Consider the following 18,217-nt stretch of genomic DNA (forward strand, 5'->3'; position numbering starts at 1 on the left):
CTTTCGAATATGTACTATACTATAAGGGACATTTACTAGGCAAAGTTATCCCTATAGTATATCTTATAAAGTGAGTGTATACCATATATAGGAAGCCGTAGTCTATCCACAACCAATAAAATGGTTCCTAATCCCGTACATATTTTTTGTTAATAATCCAAGCAATTCAACAGTTCTCTAAATAACCGATATAATAATAGAAGTGAAATACAACAAAAAAGAGGTATTAAATATGATCAAAACATTACGATTCTGGATAACGCTTCTCGTATCATTTGCGATGATTGGTATTCTCAGTATCACGTTGTTATCTGGATTTTTTGTTACAAAAGAAAATTTAATAAATAACTCCCTAGAGATTAATAGAGTTTACTCAATGAAGCTGTCGCAACTAACGGAAGAAGTATTTAAAGGAATGCAAAGTAATTTGCAAGTTAAAGCGTCTGAAATGAGTGCTGAAATTGACGATGCTGAAAAGTTAACTGAAAAACTTGCGGACTTAATAAGCAGTAGTAAAAACTTTAACTCGCTCTCCGTTGTTAACAAAGATGGCGTAGTACTTGCCACCTCGCCGGAAGTGGGTATAGTAGGGAAGAAACTAGATACAGAAGGTCCCAAAGAAGCACTATATGAAAGAAAGAACCTGATCTCTACGCCTTACAGAGCTGCAACCGGCAGACTGCTTATTCTAATTTCCACCCCATTGTGGAACGAAAAAAATGAATACCTCGGTTTTTTAAGCGGCACGATTTATTTGCAGGAAGATAATATTATTCATGATATTCTTGGCGAACACTTTTCCACGGACGGTTCTTATGTGTGGGTGGTCGATAATAAAGGGATGCTGATTTACCATCCGGACCCTGAAAGAATCGGGGAAACGGTCCTTGAAAATGAAATCACACAAAAAATCCTCCTGCATAAAAGCGGTGCACAAAAAATTATGAACTCAACAGGTAAAGATTATCTTGCTGGTTACACATACATAAAGTCTAGTAAGTGGGGAGTTGTTTCGCAAACACCCTATGAAGCAAGCGTCAAACCTTTATCAGGAATGGTGTACAAAATGTTACTTTACGCGCTTCCATTTGTCATGTTTTTCTTCGTGTTGACGATTGTATTGACTGAGAGATTATCGTCACCGTTGCGCAAATTGGCGATGTTTTCGGCGAATCTGAAAGGAAATGAAAGGACAGGCGAATCGGCGGACATTCCAACATGGTATTTTGAGGCTAAGCAGTTAAATGAAACAATTCACGAATACGCAAACAGTCAGCAACAGAGGGTTGAGGATTATAAGGAACGCTCCTACACAGACCCTCTTACCGGACTAAAGAATCGCAGGTACGGAGACAAAATCACTGCAAAATGGACTATGGACAATCGACCATTTTCTATGATTATGATTGATATCGACCATTTTAAAGCTGTCAATGATCGATATGGCCATCAAATCGGAGATGAAGTGCTTAAGTTTCTATCTGGAAAAATGAGCGAAATTATACGGGGCGACGATGTCTGTATTAGATTGGGTGGGGAAGAGTTTGTAATCCTGCTAGCTGAAACGGATGTCAAGGAAGCAATGGATATCGCTGAAAGACTTCGTATAAATGTCTCGTCAACTATATGTCCAACAAATAATAATATAACAATTTCATTAGGTGTCGGTAGTTATCATAGTAATCGGGAATCAATACTAGAACTATTCAGCAGAGTAGACAAAGCATTATATCAAGCAAAAGTGGATGGAAGGAATAGAGTTGTGCTATCTGAAAATTAAATAGCCTCGATTTTGCCCGTGAAATCACAAAAGGAAAGACCTCGTTACTTTAAACGAGGTCTTTCCTTTTATTCACAGACAAGCACTTGTCTGTGAAAATGTCCTTTTTTCGCAACACAGCGATCAGTAATGACGAATCCAGCCTCTTCAAGCATGTGATCGATTGTTTCAATCGTCACTACGATGACTTTCTTCGTAAACCGGCGTGCTTCCTTCAATATTTCAAGCTGTTCTTCAGGAGTAATATGTGTAAAAAGATTATAAGGCATGTCAATAATCGCAACATCATAGTCGTCAACGACTTCTGCAATAGGACCGATTTCTACAGTGCCTTCTAGCTCAAAGTGAGCAATGTTCTTTCTTGATCCCAAAACGACACGCGGGTTAATATCTCGTCCGACGATATTAATGCCCATCGACAATGCTTCAACCAGCACCGTACCAATGCCGCAACATGGATCGATGGCTCGTACACCTTTTGGATGCGGAATCGCAATATTGGCCACTGCTCTTGCGACACGTGTACTTAATGCCGTAGAGTACATATGCGGTTTTTTCTGATGTAGGAACCAGACCGACTCACTTTCAACAAGCTTCCCAAAATACCACTTACCATCTAATAAAACAATGCCAAACGTATTTGCAGGTGGGTTCACTAAGTCGGGAGTACCATTGACACGTAGTCCAATTTCACGCTCAATTTTCCTACGCTCCGGATGCCCAATCTTTTTCGTCGTATCGAGATCCGTTGTATTCAAACTGACGACTCTAAATGTAGAGCCATCTAAATCGTATTGTTCAACTTGTCGGGAGATTTCCTCAAGATTGTCGCCTTCATACATAATGTCCAGTCGTTCTTTCATAAATGCGCTGCGACTTGGATCAATTTCAATCGAACTTCTCAACACAGTAGAAGTGACATCAAAGCCGAAAAATGATCTCATCTCTAACATGCACAAATCATGCTCATCTGTGTGCTGCGTATATGTGTAAATAAAACCTAAATCATTCAATTAATTCCCATCCTTCATTGCGCTTCATCAACGGCCTCAACCATTTTGAATATAAAGTCATACATCAGTTGATAAACCTCAACAAAAGATAAATCTTCACTAAAACCTTCAATATAATTAAGTGCAAAATTCATATCCCATAACCCGTCTTCATTTGAAAACATCACACTATATTTAGCTCCATCTCCATGTAAATGCTTGTCAAGATATGCCTTCATGTCATTCCCGAATTTCTTTTGTAATTTTAGTCCGAATAGGGCTGTATAAGTTTCGAAGACATCATCAAGTTCTAGAACGACAGCGTCGACTCTGATTACTTCAAAAGCATTTGATTCTACGTAAACGAATTCATTCATATGATTTTTTAAGTAGGAAATGCTTTCATTTAGAAAGTTCTGATCTTCCTCCCGTATCAGATTTTCCGTCTCTTTCACGCACCGCTCTATGGTACTGAATTTAAACGCTTTCTCTACAACGGTTACATCACCGGCAATCAATTGATGTTTGGCGACATATTCTTTATCCACATTAAAGAACTCGATTTTATTATCCAGCGTATTTTCAGCAATATACTTTTCCATCTGTTTTTTTAACATTTCAGATCAGCTCCTTGACTAGAGAGGAATTGAATTATACTCTGTTCCTCTTACCTACTAGTATAGCCTACATTGTTTCATTAGGCTTTTAATTTGTAACACGTATTTCCTTCAACTATTTTTAAAAAAGTGGTCGAAGAAGATGGGGTTTATTTATATTGACAAATTGTCAACACAATTATACAATTCTTCATAGCGTCTAATTCTCGGTTAGTTTCATGGAAAGGAGAATTGATAATGGCTAAAGACGTAATCAATTCGCCTCTTGGTTTGTTACTAAGGGAATTATTAAAAGAGCGTTCATTGTCAATGCGAAAACTAAGTGAACTTAGCAAAATCGATACAGCTACCATTTCACGAGTGATAAACGGTAAAAGAAAAGCGAACCTGCAACATTTAGAGCGATTTGCTGACTGTTTAGAAGTGCCTTTGGTCGATCTTGTTGAAGCAGCTGGTTACCCTATTGAACAGAAGCAGGAAGATTTTTTGTTGAAGAACCGTACATCTGCTGAAAGTATTCAGGAGGTTTTTGCATCTTCAGACGTGGCAAATCAAAATGTAACTGAAGCCGTCATCGAACAGAAGTTAGCAAAGTACCAACAGTATGTACAAACAGTAGAAGGAAAAAACGATATTCTTACTGGATTCGGAAAGAAGCTGGAAAGTGTGGGTAGCATCGGGCCACTTATTTGTCAGATGAAGGACTTATTCAAGAAGTTTCGTCTGGGGAAGGGTACACGGAGTGAACTTGCGATAATTGGAAGTGCATTATTGTATTTTATCATTCCTTTAGACGCTATCCCTGACTACCTATTTGCCATTGGTTATTTAGATGATGCGATTGCAGTACAACTTGCTTCAAATTCAATAGGAAGAACTAACATAGAATAAAGCGATAGGTGGATTTTTGAATGAAAAGAAGCGAGCGAAGAAATAAGAAACGTAAAGGACTAAGAAATTTCTTTATAGTAACTACATTGATTTTGTTAGCGGGAATCATTTACGGAGTAGTCCAATACTATAGCGGATTATCTATGGCAAACGAAGGATCACTTAAAGATGACAGCGCGTCATTTGATGAATTTGAAGGTGCGGATCCACAATTTGGTGAAATTAATGTTCTGTTATTAGGTAGTGACTCGCGGGGAAATGAAGATGCACGAGCCGATACGTTAATGATTGCTCATTATAACCAAACAACTCATCAGATGAAACTCGTATCTATTATGAGAGACACGTATGTGGATATCCCTAATCACGGAAGTCATAAGATCAATTCTGCCTTTTCACTTGGAGGTCCGGAACTTGTAAGACAAACGATTAAGCAAAATTTTGATATTGATATTCATTCCTATGCAATTGTTGACTTTACTGGATTTTCGAAAATCGTAGACGTTGTAGCTCCTAATGGGATAGAAGTTGATATTCCTTATGCCATGTCTCATGGAATTGGAATGACATTACAGCCTGGAAACCAAGTTTTAAATGGCGAACAGTTACTTGGCTATGTGCGTTTCCGCCACGATAAAAATAATGATTATGGGCGGGTGGAACGGCAGCAGGAAGCATTGTCGAAATTAAAGGATGAAGCTGTGAGCATCCACAGTTTACTAAACTTGCCTAAGTTACTCGGCGTTGTGGAGCCTTACGTTAATACAAATGTGGATAATCGAACAATCCTTACAATCGGTAAAGGTTTACTTCTTGGCAAGACTGATAAAATAGAGACGCTACGTATTCCTGTTGAACACTCTTTTGAAGAGAAGCGTGTAGCGGCAGGGGAAGTTCTAAGTATTGATTTCGAGCAAAACAAAGAGGCATTACAACAGTTTTTATCGACAGAGGACGAAGTGGTAGATGCTGAATTAGTCGAAGAGCAACCTGAAAACTAAGTAACGAACAAAAAATGGCGTACATGTCAGCTGACATGTACGCCATTTTATTATTCGTCTTCTTTATACCAAGGGTTTAAGTGAATCAAAACTTCATCTACATCTTCATTACTAGCCATGATGGTATCCTTGATTTTTCGTGAAGCATCATGCCCTTCTTGGATAGTCATTTCACCTGGTACACCTACACGCAGGTCTACAAGAATATAATGTCCATGTTCCCGAGCTCGCAAACGGTCAATCCGTTTCACTTCAGGGATTGTCATGATTAAGGCCGCGAATCCATCCAGTCTGTGCCGGCTTATATTTTTCTCCATTAGGACATCCATTGCTTCTTTTCCGATATCATAAGCAAGTTTGAGCACTAAAAACGACACAATGATACCGGCAACCGGATCACCGTAAGAGAGGAAGTGAATGTTGTACAGATCACCAACAAGTGCAAGTCCAATTCCGACAACAGCTGCTAGGGAGGCGTAAACGTCTGCCAAGTGGTCATAGGCGGTCGCAATCAACCCTTTACTATTGGTCAATTTACCAATCCGGATTGTATAGACATACAAGGCATGTTTCCATATTAGCGAAATGAATGCAGTTAGTAAGGCTATTAAACTAGCCTTTGCTGGTTCCTCAAAAAGTGCAGAAATTGCTTCATACGCAATATAAATGGCGGCTAATCCTAAAATCAGTGCAACAATGGCAGAACTGATGACTTCCGCTTTTCCATGACCATAAGGATGGTCATCATCAGCGGGACGTTTGGATATTCGCATTGAGGTCAGAGCAGCACCGCTGGCAATCACGTCGCCTGCATTATGGAAACCGTCAGCTAGAAGGACCGGACTTTGAAAGAGGAAGCCCACAACAAGTTTAATCCCTGTTAGGAGGATATTGCTTATTAAACTAATCCAAACCGCAATTATTGAAGCGCTTGAATGACTATGCTTATTCATCAATGATGACCTCCTATTGATATGTTTCCCGAGGGAAACAAAAAACCTTGACAGGCTCCTGTCAAGGTTTTTGGGTATTCGTATAATCGTTTAAGTTGAATGCATTCATAGCTATCACTCGCTAAATTAAGACGTTTTCCAATTGTAACACTGCCAGATTCAGACAGCAAGGAAAAGTGCTAGCACTTCATCAATTCTTTACCATAGGTCTTGAACAAATGAATATCTATTTAAACTGAGCAAAGGCGCCTTAGCGAATCCAATGAAATTCTTTATATCAACATCACTCGTGTTAAATAACCAATTAATAACTTAATTGACTACTAGGCGCTCGGTGTACAGTTGCTTCTGGCTCGCTTTGGATTTAACAACTTCTATACATAACAGAGCTATTTTTATGTATAGGGATGCGACAGGTACTTATTCACAATAAGATGACCGAAAAGGGTGTGGCTAGGAATGACGAAATTATTTCTAGCCACACCCTTTTCCCCGTTAATCATATCGTGAATAGTGTGCCGAAAGCGAACCGGAAATGATCCAGTGAAAATGGAAGTTTTCAAGCCTCTTCTTACCTGTTATTTATGCAAGCAAATGGTTAATCAACAGACGTGTTTCAACTTATTATAAAGGAGAAAATTATGATGTATACTACCCCCGTTTAGAATAAATTATCAAGATTTAGGAGATAGTGAAACTAACAGTATACAAAAAGGGAGGTGATCTTGATGAGCTTTTTGCAAGGAGGGGAGGATAGTCACAATAATGGAACATCCAATTCTACATCCGCTCAGAATGACAAAGTGCTCATTACGATTGCCGCTATTAAGAACGAGTTAACTGGAATAAATGATGCCGTATTTAAAGACATTCAAACACCCGATGAGCTAGTGACGATCATTTACTTTAGCTCACTTATCGAAAAGCTCACTTTGTACAGAACTGTAATTTTTCCATTGTTAGATCAAAAGGAAGACTTGCTAAAATCGGCTGATGTGCCAGAGAAAGTCAATCTTTCTGGTGTTTTATTTTCAATCACTGAAGGAAATACGATCGTATATTTTCATGAAAAAAATCTATTTATAACTGTTCATACATATAGCCCTCCCATGAGTTCAATTATTGGATCTGATACTGAATCGAGCGTCATTGGTCCGCAAGATGCCTTTACTGAATCGTTACAAACAAACCTATCACTAATAAAAAGAAGGCTTAGAAATACGGGTCTAAAAAACGAGGACTATACCATAGGAACTGAAACAAATACTAAAATTTCTGTCGTTTATATGGAGCATATTGTGAATAAGGACAATTTGGATAAAGTATTAAAAAAAATTTCTAAAATTAAACATCCGGGATTTAATGATATCTCTGTATTAAAACAACTAATGGATGATCATCCATTTTCGCCATTCCCACAATTTCATGGGACGGTTAGACCTGATGCTGCAGTAAACTATTTGTTAGACGGAAGAGTCGCTATTTTAATGAATAACAGTCAAGCACTGTTAATTTGTCCAATTTCATTTTTTGAACTATTTACTTCACCTGAAGATTATTATAACCGATGGACAACGGCCTCACTCCTTCGTGCTCTTCGTTTTTTCGGTTTTTTCTTAACGATAATATTAACGCCTACGTATATTTCAGTGCTATCTCATCATCCGGAAATGTTGCCTTTTAATGTTTTACTAAACTTACAAGAGTCTAGAGGAAAGGTTCCTTTTTCTCCTGTTCTTGAAGTGCTATTTATGGAGCTCGTTATTGAAATATTAAGAGAAGCTGGTACACGAATGCCGACAAAAATTGGTCAAACGATAGGTATTGTTGGTGGGATTGTCATTGGGACAGCAGCGGTTGAAGCAAGTCTTGTGAGTAATGTACTTATTGTTTTAGTCGCGATTTCAGCGCTGTTGTCCTTTTTACCGCCGAATTTTGTAATGAGTAACGCGAGTCGTTCGATTCGCTATTTATTTATAGTGGCTGCAGGCATGTTTGGACTATACGGTCAGATGATTGCATTTGCATGGCTTTTTCATCATTTATTAAGTCTAACTTCTTTAGGGGCTCCATATATGACGCCTATAATACCAAGGAAATGGTCAGATTACCTAAACAGTGTTGTGCGTGTGCCAACTTTGTACCGTAGACGAAAGGCGGGTATTTCAAGGGCACAGAGTACAAAAAAACCTCCTGTAGAAGGGGGGAAATGAGTAATGGATAATACTAAATTAAAAGTACTGAATAGTTACCATGTCGTGTTTCTTGTTCAAAATGTGATTGTAGGCACCACTGTCTTGTCATTGCCGAATCGAATAAGCGCAATGGGCTACAGTCAGTGGTGGATGCCCCTATTGTTTGGGATTATCGCGAATATCGCACTCATTCCGATGATATGGCTCGGTCTAAAATATACTGACGATAATTTATTCGCCATTCATGAAAAACTGCTTGGCAAATGGCTAGGGAAGAGTTTAAATGTTGTTCTGCTGGTCTATTTCATCATTGTGATAGCAGCCGTCTGCGCAAGTTACTTTCAATTAATCCAAGTTAGTGCACTTATAGACCGTACAATTACAGGCCCTCTACTCATTTTTTTACTCTTGCTCGTTTACATCGTAAGCGGCGAAATTAAATCAATCGCACGATTTTGTATCATGGCCTTTTTCTTAACAATAGGATCCGTTTACTTTTTGAAATGGGGGTTTGTTGCGGGGGATATTCGTCATATGATGCCTTTTTTTAACTTCAATAAGCAGGAGTTTTACACAGCAACTAAAAAAGGGTTACTAGCGGTTGGCGGTTTCGAATTAATATTGTTTTATTTTCCACATATCATCAATCAAAAAAAAACATTGAAACATGTTTCAATTGGAATATGGATATCCGTTTTGTTCACTTTTGCATTCACCTTCGTGAGTGTAATGTATTATTCGGATTGGCAACTTAAAAATGTTTTGTATCCCGTTTTAGGATTATTTAAAGAAGTAGAATTATCATTTCTTGAACGAATCGACGTTCTAGCCATGACGATGTGGGTGTTTCTTATTTTATCAACGACTGCTGCTTACTTGTGGGTTGCAAAGAGAGGGTTAGATTCAATTCGCTCAACATCTAAGAAGGCACATCTATATATTTTAGCAGCGCTCGTCTACGTAATTGTCCAATTTCCGTTTATGGAAGAGTTTCAAAAGCTGTTGTTTGAACGTGTTTTTTATGTTATGTATGCGCTGTTTATATGGCCAGCTGTATTATGTATAATCCACGTACTTAAACAAAAAAAGAACGAGGGATAGAGATGAGGAAAATTAATTTACGACTGCTCATTATATGTTCCGTATTCATAGCAGGTTGCACGCAAGATGGCCAGCGGGGTTCCGTGGAAGATTTAGCATTAGTCAGTAGCGTTGCCCTCGATTACGTGAATGATAAAGAAATGTGGATGACCGTATCGATACCCCAACCAATGGGCGAGTCTCCAGTACTCACGGAAGTCTATACAGTTAACACAGAGATGATACAAGAAGGGCTTGTCAAAATATCTTCTGAAGCAGACAAAATGATTATATTAAACCAGCTACGTACAGTTTTAGTTAATGAAGAGTTTGCGAAGAGTGGAAAGATGACGCAAGTAATTGAACATTTTTATAGAGATTCAACAGTTGGGAATAAAGTTCGTCTTGCAGTGGTAAAAGATAGAGCGGAAGATATTCTACAAGCCGATTACCCTGAAAATGAACATCTGGATGCTTATTTGAATGATTTGTTTCAGCCTAAACTCCATAATTCTTTTAGTCCTTTTACAACGATTCAAGAGTACATGAACACCCAAACAAGTCCGATATATCATACGATGGTTCCTTTTTTAGAAAAAAAGGGGAAATCACTTAAAATCACTAGTATCGCTTTGTTTAATAATGAAAAAATGGTTCAAACGATTACGAATCAGGAATCGTTACTAATTCAAGCGTTGAAAGGACTTCAAAAGCTTTCGCCAATTGCAGTTGAATTCAAAGAAAGTGGACAGAATCAGCAACTATTTCTTGAACAAATTAAAAATAAATTGAAAGTAAAGAGTAACAAAGATATTGAATCTCCAGAGTTGTCCATTTCACTTGAAATAGAAGGAGTGATTGTTGAATATAAGGGGAAAAGGGATCTTAGTAAAGTTGAGGACAATAAAAAGCTTGAAAAAGAAATTAGCAAACACATAAAAAAAGAAATAGAAGATTTGCTGAAAAAGTTACAGGAATTGAAAGTTGACCCAGTTGGATTTAGTGAGAATTTTAGAATGTATCACAAAGGGAAATGGACGGATGAATTAACGGAGAAAATAATAGAAACGGCAGAATACAAGGTAGATGTGGAGTTTAAAATTCTTAACGCAGGTATTATAAAGTAAATCACACATGTCTTACGGTAAATATGTTGTGATTAGTTCGTCGAAAGCGAACGGGAGATGATCCAGTGAAAATGGATCTTCCCAAGCCCTACTCACCAATATTTCATGCGAATAAATGCTTCACTAACAGAAGTGAAGAAAATTGTTCTATTGGTGATATGACAAGTGCAATGATCGGTTGCACTTTTTATAACTAATACAAATTATTGCAATACAGTCAATCTGTAATTATTGTTGCAATCATGTAGAATGATTATTATAATACATTAAAATGAATAATAATACATTCGAGAGGTTGATTATACATGAAACTTTGGGGCGGACGTTTTACAAGTCGTGCGGATGAAATAATGGAGCAATTTAATACATCATTACCTGTTGATCATAGGTTGTATAAAGAGGATATTGCAGGAAGCTTTGCGCATGTTACGATGCTGGTGCACTGTGATTTATTGACACCAGAAGAAGGCGATCTGCTTGTGGGTGGACTCGATTCCATTTTGCAAGATATCGAAACGGGTGCGATTAAAATTGAAGGCAATTATGAGGATATCCATTCATTCGTAGAAATGCATTTGACGGAACGTATTGGAGAAACAGGAAAGAAACTACATACAGCACGTAGCCGTAATGACCAAGTCGCTGTGGACATGCGCTTGTATGCAAAAGGCAAAGCGGCGCAAGTGATGGATAGTCTGCAAATGCTTATCGATTCGCTGAATACTAAAGGGGCAGCAAACAACGTAATTATGCCTGGTTATACTCATTTACAGCGTGCGCAAGTCGTAACGTTCAGCCACCATTTAGGGGCTTATGCACAAATGTTCAAAAGGGATAAAAAGCGTGTAGGCAATGCGATTGATATTTTGGATGAAAACCCATTAGGCTGCGGAGCGCTTGCAGGTACAACACATAACATCGACCGCGACGTAACGACTGCGTTATTAGGGTTTGCAAAACCAGTGGACAATTTCCTAGACGGCGTTAGTGACCGCGATTATTTACTTGAATTAATGTCGGATTTCTCAATTGTTATGATGCACTTGAGCCGATTGAGTGAAGAACTTATTTTGTGGAGCAGCCAAGAATTTAAATTCATCGATATGGCAGATGCCTATTCAACGGGAAGTAGCATTATGCCACAAAAGAAAAATCCTGATGCTGCAGAATTAATTCGCGGGAAAACGGGACGTGTCTATGGTTCCTTGTTTTCATTGTTGACGACGTTGAAAGGGTTGCCTCTTACTTACAATAAAGACATGCAGGAAGATAAAGAACAATTTTTCGACGCACTGGATACCGTAATGGACTGCCTCGAAATTATGTCGAAAATGATTGATACGTTACATGTCAATGCGGACAATATGAAAGCAGCGATTAAAGCGGGCTTCCTCAACGCGACAGAAGTTGCCGATTATTTAGTAGGCAAAGGAACAGCATTCCGTGATGCACACGAAATCGTTGGCAGATTGATTATTTATTGTGAGCAACAGAAGAAAGCAATCGAGGATTTGACAGTCGAAGAGTTGGCTAAGTTTAGCGAGCAAATTACTGATGATATATATGATTACATTGATTATGAAAATATTATTACAAAAGGGAATAAGCACTTGATGAAGCAAGTGGGGAAATAAAGGATGGGACTGTCTGAAAAAGGACAGTCCTTTTTATGTTGTGTTGCGGCATGTAAGTGGGGGGGATGCTCGGTGTGCGGAGGGATATGCTCGGTTAGGGGGAAGTGTGCTCGGTTGGCGGAATATATGCTTGGTTGGCGGGGGATATGCTTGGTTAGTGGGATATATGCTTGGTTAGCGGGGGATATGATCGGTAAGTGGGTTATATGCTTGGTAAGGGGGAAATAGGATTGGTAAGTGGGTTATATGATCGGTTAGCGGGTTATATGCTTGGTAAGTGGGATATATGCTTGGTAAGTGGGTTATATGCTTGGTAAGTGGGATATATGATCGGTAAGTGGGTTATATGCTTGGTAAGTGGGATATATGATCGGTAAGTGGGTTATATGCTTGGTAAGTGGGATATATGATTGGTAAGTGGGATATATGCTTGGTAAGTGTGGGATATGATTGGTAAGTGGAATATATGCTTGGTAAGGGGGAAATATGCTCGGGTGGCGGATTATATGATTGGTAAGCGGGTTATATGATCGGTTAGGGCGATATATGCTTGGTCCCCAGAGATATATGTTAACACTCCTCATATCGAAACAAAAAAATAGCTTGAAAGGACAATTTATCCTTTCAAGCTATTTTCTTAACCCATAATATTATAGCCAGCATCTACATAAATGATTTCACCAGTTACGCCGCGGGACAGATTGCTCAACGTAACAAGTGTCATGTCCGCTACTTCTTCTTGTGTGACGTTGCGTCTTAATGGAGCGTTTTCTTCAATTTGAGTCAAAATCGTATTGAAGGAAGCTATGCCTTTTGCAGACAGTGTGCGAATCGCACCAGCTGAGATTGCGTTGACACGGATATTTTCTTTCCCCAAGTCAAACGCCAAGTACTTCACAGATGCTTCAAGCGCTGCTTTAGCAACACCCATCACATTATAGCCATCAAGCACACGTTGCGCGCCTAAATAACTCATTGTTACGATCGAACCACCGTCTGTCATGTATGGACGTGCTTCTCTAGCAGTCGCAATGAGTGAATAAGAACTCGTATCCTGCGCAAATGCGTATCCGCTTCTCGTAGTCTCAACAAAGTCGTTTTTCAGATCTTCTGCATGCGCAAATGCAAGTGAATGGACAACTCCGTGAATTGTACCGACTTCAGCGCCAATTTTCCCAAATGCTTCATGGATACTTTCATCTTCATTTACATCACATTGCACAATCAGTTTTGCTTCAAAACCGGCTGCACTTAATAGTTTTTCAAGTTTAGCAAGTGAACGCTCTTTTCTATATGTGAAAATAACATTTGCACCGACTGCAAAAAGTGTTTTTGCGACGCCCCAAGCAATGCTTCGTTCATTTGCCACGCCCATTACAACAATGTTCTTACCTTTAATTTTAAGTAAATCGTCCATAGTAACCTCCTGAGTAGGTAATAAAATCTTATATACCTATTATTAGTACCAGATGCTAAAAGAATTATAGCACATTTGTTCAGAAGTTGTGAATAGCCATTACATAAAAATGAAAACGTATTCAAAGATACATAATTCAAACATAAATAAAAATACGGTTGACTTTATAATTATGCATACATATAATAAGAATAACTTATAAACAGGGGTGATTGTAATGAAAGTAGGAATCATTGGCGCATCAGGGTACGGTGGACTTGAGCTCATCCGGCTACTGCATAACCACCCAAAAGTCGAACAAATTGAATTATTCACTTCATCTGAAGAAGGTGTAGTTTTTTCACATAAGTATTCACATCTTATGAATATAGTCAATCAGCCACTTCAAAAAATAGAGCTAGACAGGTTAGCGGAATTCGATGTCGTATTCTCAAGTGCTCCAGCGGGTGTTGCCAGTACACTTCTTCCTCCGTTAATCGGAAAAGGACCGAAGCTTATCGATTTGTCGGGAGATTTCCGTTTAAAAGATCTGTCTCAATATGAGCAGTGGTATAAAAAAGAACCAGCACCGGCGTCAGCTGTTGAGAAGAGCGTATACGGATTGACTGAATGGAATTATGAGGCAATCCGGCAAGCGCAGTTAATTGCCAATCCGGGTTGTTACCCAACAGCGGTTCTGTTGTCGCTATTGCCATTATTGAAAGAAAATGCAATCGATGCAAGCCAGTTAATTATCGATGCAAAAAGCGGCGTATCCGGTGCTGGCAATCAGCCTAGTCAGATGACACATTTCAGCGAAACAAATGAAAATACAGCCATCTATAAATTAAATCAGCATCAGCATATTCCAGAAATTGAGCAAGCGTTGGCATTCTTTGCAAAAGAAATTCCACCTATCACATTTAGTACACATCTTGTTCCTATGACAAGAGGAATTCTGGCGACGAGTTATGCACCAGTTGTGGAGGGGGTAACAGAAGCTCACCTCATTGATTGTCTGAAAGAAGCATATGCTAATCATCCATTTGTTCGTGTTATGCAAGAAAAAGATAAGTTTGGAACCAATCAAGTATACGGCTCAAACTATTGTGATCTCCTTGTGAAAGTGGACCCGCGGACGAATCGGGCAACAATCGTTTCTGTCATCGACAACTTAGTCAAAGGGGCAGCAGGGCAAGCCATTCAAAACATGAACGTTCAATTCGGTCTCGAGGAAATAACCGGCTTGTCACTTGTCCCGGCATTCATCTAACTTAGGGGGAGTATTATGACGACAACAGTTTTAGCTCTAAAGCGCATATCGGGAAATAACATCGTGTCCCCAATTGGTTTTAAAGCCACGGGCATCCATTGTGGAATTAAACATAAGAAAAATGATTTGGCATTACTCGTTAGTGAAGTACCCGCAAATGTTGCAGGTGTATTTACAACGAATGCAATTCAAGCGGCACCGCTAATGGTTACAAAAGAAGCGATGCAGCAATCGGGGAAAATGCAGGCGATCATTGTTAATTCGGGAAATGCGAATGCGTGTACAGGCCAGCAAGGATTGAAAGATGCCCGTCTCATGCAACAAAAAGCGGCAGAGAAACTCGGTATTGCGCCTGCGTTAGTTGGAGTTGCATCGACTGGAATTATCGGTGAGATGATGCGAATGGAACCGATTGTGAAGGGAATTCAAAAACTTGAGCCAAGTTCTGAATTAGAAGGTTCGATTCTATTTTCACAAGCGATTCTAACGACAGATACCGTAACAAAAAATACAGCATACAGCACAGTGATTGATGGCAAAAAGATCACTATCGCCGGAACTGCAAAGGGATCGGGGATGATTGATCCAAATATGGCAACAATGCTTGGTTTCATCACAACGGACGCTAAGATTGAGTCAGTTCATCTACAAGCTGCTCTCAAAACGGTGACAGATTTGACGTTTAACTCGATTACAGTAGATGGCGATACATCTACAAACGATATGGTGCTCGTAATGGCAAATGGGATGGCAGGGAATAATTCATTGACGCCGGCACATCCGGACTGGGAACAATTCACGGAAGCATTGCATGCTGTTTCTCAAGACCTTGCGAAAATGATTGCGAAAGATGGAGAAGGCGCGACGAAGCTTATTGAAGTCGAAGTATCAGGAGCGATTACGGATATCGAAGCGCGTAAAATTGCTAAAACGGTGGTTGGTTCACCGCTTGTGAAGACGGCTATCTTTGGCTGTGACGCCAATTGGGGAAGAATTATCGCGGCTGTCGGCTATAGTGGAGCTACACTAGATCCGAATGCCATAAAAATTAAAATCGGTTCAACAACTGTTGTTGAAAACGGGGAGCCTGTCCCATTTTCAGAAGCGCAACTGCTGATCTATTTGAAACAACCGGAAGTGAAAATTAGTGTGGATCTTCATCAGGGAATTGGTAAGGGAGTAGCATGGGGGTGCGATTTAACATATGACTATGTCCAAATCAACGCAACGTATCGCTCGTAAACGAATGGTAATAAAGCTTGGTGGAAGTATGTTGGAAGGGTTAAATGAAGACTTTTTCAAGAATATGATACAACTGCAAAAAGCCGATAATGATGTAGTGCTTGTTCACGGAGGGGGACCTTTTATTAATAAAGAACTTGCCAGAAATAAAGTGTTATCATCCGTAGTAAACGGTATCCGTGTAACGTCGAAAGAAGCAGTGGGGATAGTTCAATCGACATTAATAGGTCAAGTGAATCCAGCCCTCGTCCATCAATTAAATAAAGGTGGCATCGATGCGATTGGCCTTAGCGGATACGATGGAAATCTCCTAACATGTAAAGTGTTGAATGAAAAACTGTACGGCTCTGTAGGAGAAATCCAGGATGTCCGCACCGAATTAATAGAAACACTTCTTAAAGATGGGCTTGTGCCAGTTATTTCGTGTATCGGTGCAACAGAAGATGGAGCTCCTCTCAACATTAATGCGGACACAGTCGCAAGTAAGATTGCTCTGGCAATAAATGCAGACAGCCTGCTTCTTGTGACGGATACTCCTGGCATTCAAATAGAAGGAAGTGTTCAACAAACGGCATCACCGACGGAAATTGTCCAGTGGATCGAAACAGGCGAAATATACGGAGGCATGTTACCGAAAGTGAAAGCTGCACTTGATTGTCTAGATGCAGGTATTCCATCGGTGCAAATTGTCGGACAGCAATTAGAAGGTACCATAATTAAATGCGAGGAGGTTTTCATTTGACTACGCTATTTCAAAATTACGCACGTCGTTCAGTTCATCTTGTAAAAGGGCGAGGTACAGTCGTGACGGATGATAAAGGAAAAGAGTACCTCGACTTCATAAGTGGAATCGCGGTCGTCAGTCTTGGTCATGCACATCCAGCGCTCGTTGAAGCAGTCAAACAGCAAAGTGAAAAACTATGGCATGTCTCAAATTTATTCGAAAGCCCCGAGCAGGAACTGTTGGCAGCTAAGCTTATAAAGGATACACCTTTCAGCCATGCTTTTTTCTGTAACAGCGGTGCTGAAGCAAATGAAGCAGCCATTAAATTAGCTCGAAAGCATACACAGAAAAACGTCATCATTACCTTCGAACAATCCTTTCATGGCCGGACATTTGGCGCCATGTCTGCAACTGGGCAAGCGAAGGTTCGTGAGGGCTTCGGTCCAATGCTAGAAACATTTCGTATCATTCCATACAATGACGAACAACAACTGGAAGCTGCAATTGACGGCGATGTAGCCGCAATTATGCTAGAAGTTATTCAAGGAGAAGGTGGCGTCAACCAAATTGACCCGGACTTTGCACAAAAAATAACAGATATCTGTAAGTCAAAAGGTATTTTACTCATTGTCGATGAAGTACAGACTGGCATTGGTCGTACGGGAACGCGATATGCCTATGAGCAGACAAACCTTGAGCCAGATATCATTACACTTGCCAAAGGATTAGGCGGTGGATTCCCGATTGGTGCCATGCTTGGATCAAGTGAGCTTTTGCCTTCATTCGGCCCAGGAACGCATGGCACGACATTTGGAGGTAATCCACTGGCCGTTGCAGTTGCACAAACAGTTGTCGATATTGTATTTAAAAAGAAGTTTCTACAAGAAGTTGAAGACAAATCGACTTACTTGATTGAAAAAGTGCAGGCATTATTGCCGCAAGACCAGTTTTCTATTCGTGGGGCGGGTCTGTTACTCGGTATTGAATGCGAAGAGGAGATTCTGCCATTCATTCAACAGGCAGAACAAGCAGGTTTACTGCTCGTTCAAGCAGGAGCTAACGTCATTCGACTATTACCACCGTTAACGGTTACATACGAAGAAATCGACCAAGCTGTGGATATTCTATCAGCAGTTCTACTCCCCGAAAAAACGGCAATAACGTAATGAACTTTTGAATTAAGGCGTTCAGTGAAGCGCTATTCAATAGACCTCAGTCTGAAGGTTAAAACAAAAGGATTCGCTAAAACTAGCGGGTCTTTTTGTATTTGAAACGAAACGTTCATACAATTGACAAGCATACCCAATGATGC

15 protein-coding genes are annotated in these 18,217 nt (G+C 39.7%); 11 read left to right on the plus strand and 4 right to left on the minus strand.

What is annotated here, in order from left to right; all coding sequences use genetic code 11:
* The first annotated feature begins 232 nt into the window (after positions 1-232).
* Positions 233-1,780, plus strand: a complete 1,548-nt coding sequence (locus tag ACP8HG_RS00535) for a sensor domain-containing diguanylate cyclase (protein WP_438298033.1) — start codon at positions 233-235, stop codon at positions 1,778-1,780.
* Positions 1,781-1,848: 68 nt separating this feature from the next.
* On the opposite strand, the gene ACP8HG_RS00540 is transcribed toward ACP8HG_RS00535, so the two are convergent.
* Together ACP8HG_RS00540 and ACP8HG_RS00545 are read right to left on the minus strand one after the other, a co-directional pair.
* Positions 1,849-2,733, minus strand: a complete 885-nt coding sequence (locus ACP8HG_RS00540) for a TRM11 family SAM-dependent methyltransferase (protein ID WP_338656919.1) — start codon at positions 2,731-2,733, stop codon at positions 1,849-1,851.
* Positions 2,734-2,807: 74 nt separating this feature from the next.
* Complete coding sequence (locus tag ACP8HG_RS00545) at positions 2,808-3,389, minus strand: branched-chain amino acid aminotransferase (RefSeq protein ID WP_338653241.1); 582 nt, start codon at positions 3,387-3,389, stop codon at positions 2,808-2,810.
* Positions 3,390-3,626: 237 nt separating this feature from the next.
* Between ACP8HG_RS00545 and ACP8HG_RS00550 the strand changes: the two genes are divergently transcribed.
* Together ACP8HG_RS00550 and ACP8HG_RS00555 are read left to right on the plus strand one after the other, a co-directional pair.
* A complete protein-coding gene (locus tag ACP8HG_RS00550; RefSeq protein ID WP_067206706.1) occupies positions 3,627-4,280 on the plus strand; it encodes a DUF1232 domain-containing protein in 654 nt (217 codons plus the stop codon).
* A 20-nt stretch (positions 4,281-4,300) separates the two neighbouring features.
* Positions 4,301-5,281 carry an LCP family protein gene (locus ACP8HG_RS00555; RefSeq protein WP_438298034.1) on the plus strand — a complete coding sequence of 327 codons (981 nt, stop codon included), beginning with the start codon at positions 4,301-4,303 and terminating at the stop codon, positions 5,279-5,281.
* Between the two features lie 50 nt (positions 5,282-5,331).
* Here the strand turns inward: ACP8HG_RS00555 and ACP8HG_RS00560 are convergent, their stop codons facing one another.
* Complete coding sequence (locus ACP8HG_RS00560) at positions 5,332-6,234, minus strand: cation diffusion facilitator family transporter (protein WP_067206712.1); 903 nt, start codon at positions 6,232-6,234, stop codon at positions 5,332-5,334.
* Positions 6,235-6,962: 728 nt separating this feature from the next.
* Between ACP8HG_RS00560 and ACP8HG_RS00565 the strand changes: the two genes are divergently transcribed.
* The 4 genes from ACP8HG_RS00565 (at position 6,963) to argH (ending at position 12,270) form a co-directional block, all read left to right on the plus strand.
* Positions 6,963-8,447 carry a spore germination protein gene (locus ACP8HG_RS00565; RefSeq protein WP_438298035.1) on the plus strand — a complete coding sequence of 495 codons (1,485 nt, stop codon included), beginning with the start codon at positions 6,963-6,965 and terminating at the stop codon, positions 8,445-8,447.
* Positions 8,448-8,450: 3 nt separating this feature from the next.
* On the plus strand, positions 8,451-9,530 hold the full coding sequence (locus ACP8HG_RS00570; protein ID WP_187046986.1) for a GerAB/ArcD/ProY family transporter: 1,080 nt from the start codon (positions 8,451-8,453) through the stop codon (positions 9,528-9,530).
* 2 nt (positions 9,531-9,532) lie between these two features.
* Positions 9,533-10,636 carry a Ger(x)C family spore germination protein gene (locus tag ACP8HG_RS00575; protein WP_438298036.1) on the plus strand — a complete coding sequence of 368 codons (1,104 nt, stop codon included), beginning with the start codon at positions 9,533-9,535 and terminating at the stop codon, positions 10,634-10,636.
* Positions 10,637-10,941: 305 nt separating this feature from the next.
* Entirely contained in the window at positions 10,942-12,270 is a 1,329-nt protein-coding gene (gene argH / locus ACP8HG_RS00580; RefSeq protein WP_438298037.1) for an argininosuccinate lyase, read from the plus strand.
* 637 nt (positions 12,271-12,907) lie between these two features.
* Here argH and ACP8HG_RS00585 read toward each other — a convergent pair.
* Complete coding sequence (locus tag ACP8HG_RS00585) at positions 12,908-13,687, minus strand: enoyl-ACP reductase FabI (protein WP_187046989.1); 780 nt, start codon at positions 13,685-13,687, stop codon at positions 12,908-12,910.
* Between the two features lie 217 nt (positions 13,688-13,904).
* Here ACP8HG_RS00585 and argC point away from each other — a divergent pair, with 217 nt between their 5' ends.
* Genes argC through ACP8HG_RS00605 form a run of 4 tightly spaced genes read left to right on the plus strand, consistent with a single transcriptional unit; the run spans position 13,905 to position 18,071 of the window.
* Complete coding sequence (gene argC, locus ACP8HG_RS00590; RefSeq protein ID WP_338653233.1) at positions 13,905-14,939, plus strand: N-acetyl-gamma-glutamyl-phosphate reductase; 1,035 nt, start codon at positions 13,905-13,907, stop codon at positions 14,937-14,939.
* A gap of 15 nt (positions 14,940-14,954) precedes the next feature.
* Positions 14,955-16,181 (plus strand): bifunctional glutamate N-acetyltransferase/amino-acid acetyltransferase ArgJ, encoded by a 1,227-nt coding sequence (gene argJ, locus ACP8HG_RS00595; RefSeq protein WP_438298038.1) that lies wholly within the window; start codon positions 14,955-14,957, stop codon positions 16,179-16,181.
* Complete coding sequence (argB, locus tag ACP8HG_RS00600) at positions 16,144-16,923, plus strand: acetylglutamate kinase (protein WP_067206726.1); 780 nt, start codon at positions 16,144-16,146, stop codon at positions 16,921-16,923. Before argJ ends, argB begins: the two co-directional genes overlap by 38 nt.
* Entirely contained in the window at positions 16,902-18,071 is a 1,170-nt protein-coding gene (locus ACP8HG_RS00605) for an acetylornithine transaminase (protein ID WP_438298039.1), read from the plus strand. Before argB ends, ACP8HG_RS00605 begins: the two co-directional genes overlap by 22 nt.
* Positions 18,072-18,217: the final 146 nt, after the last annotated feature.

Origin of the sequence: Sporosarcina sp. FA15 (genome assembly GCF_051550195.1) — a bacterium.
Classification (GTDB): domain Bacteria; phylum Bacillota; class Bacilli; order Bacillales_A; family Planococcaceae; genus Sporosarcina; species Sporosarcina psychrophila.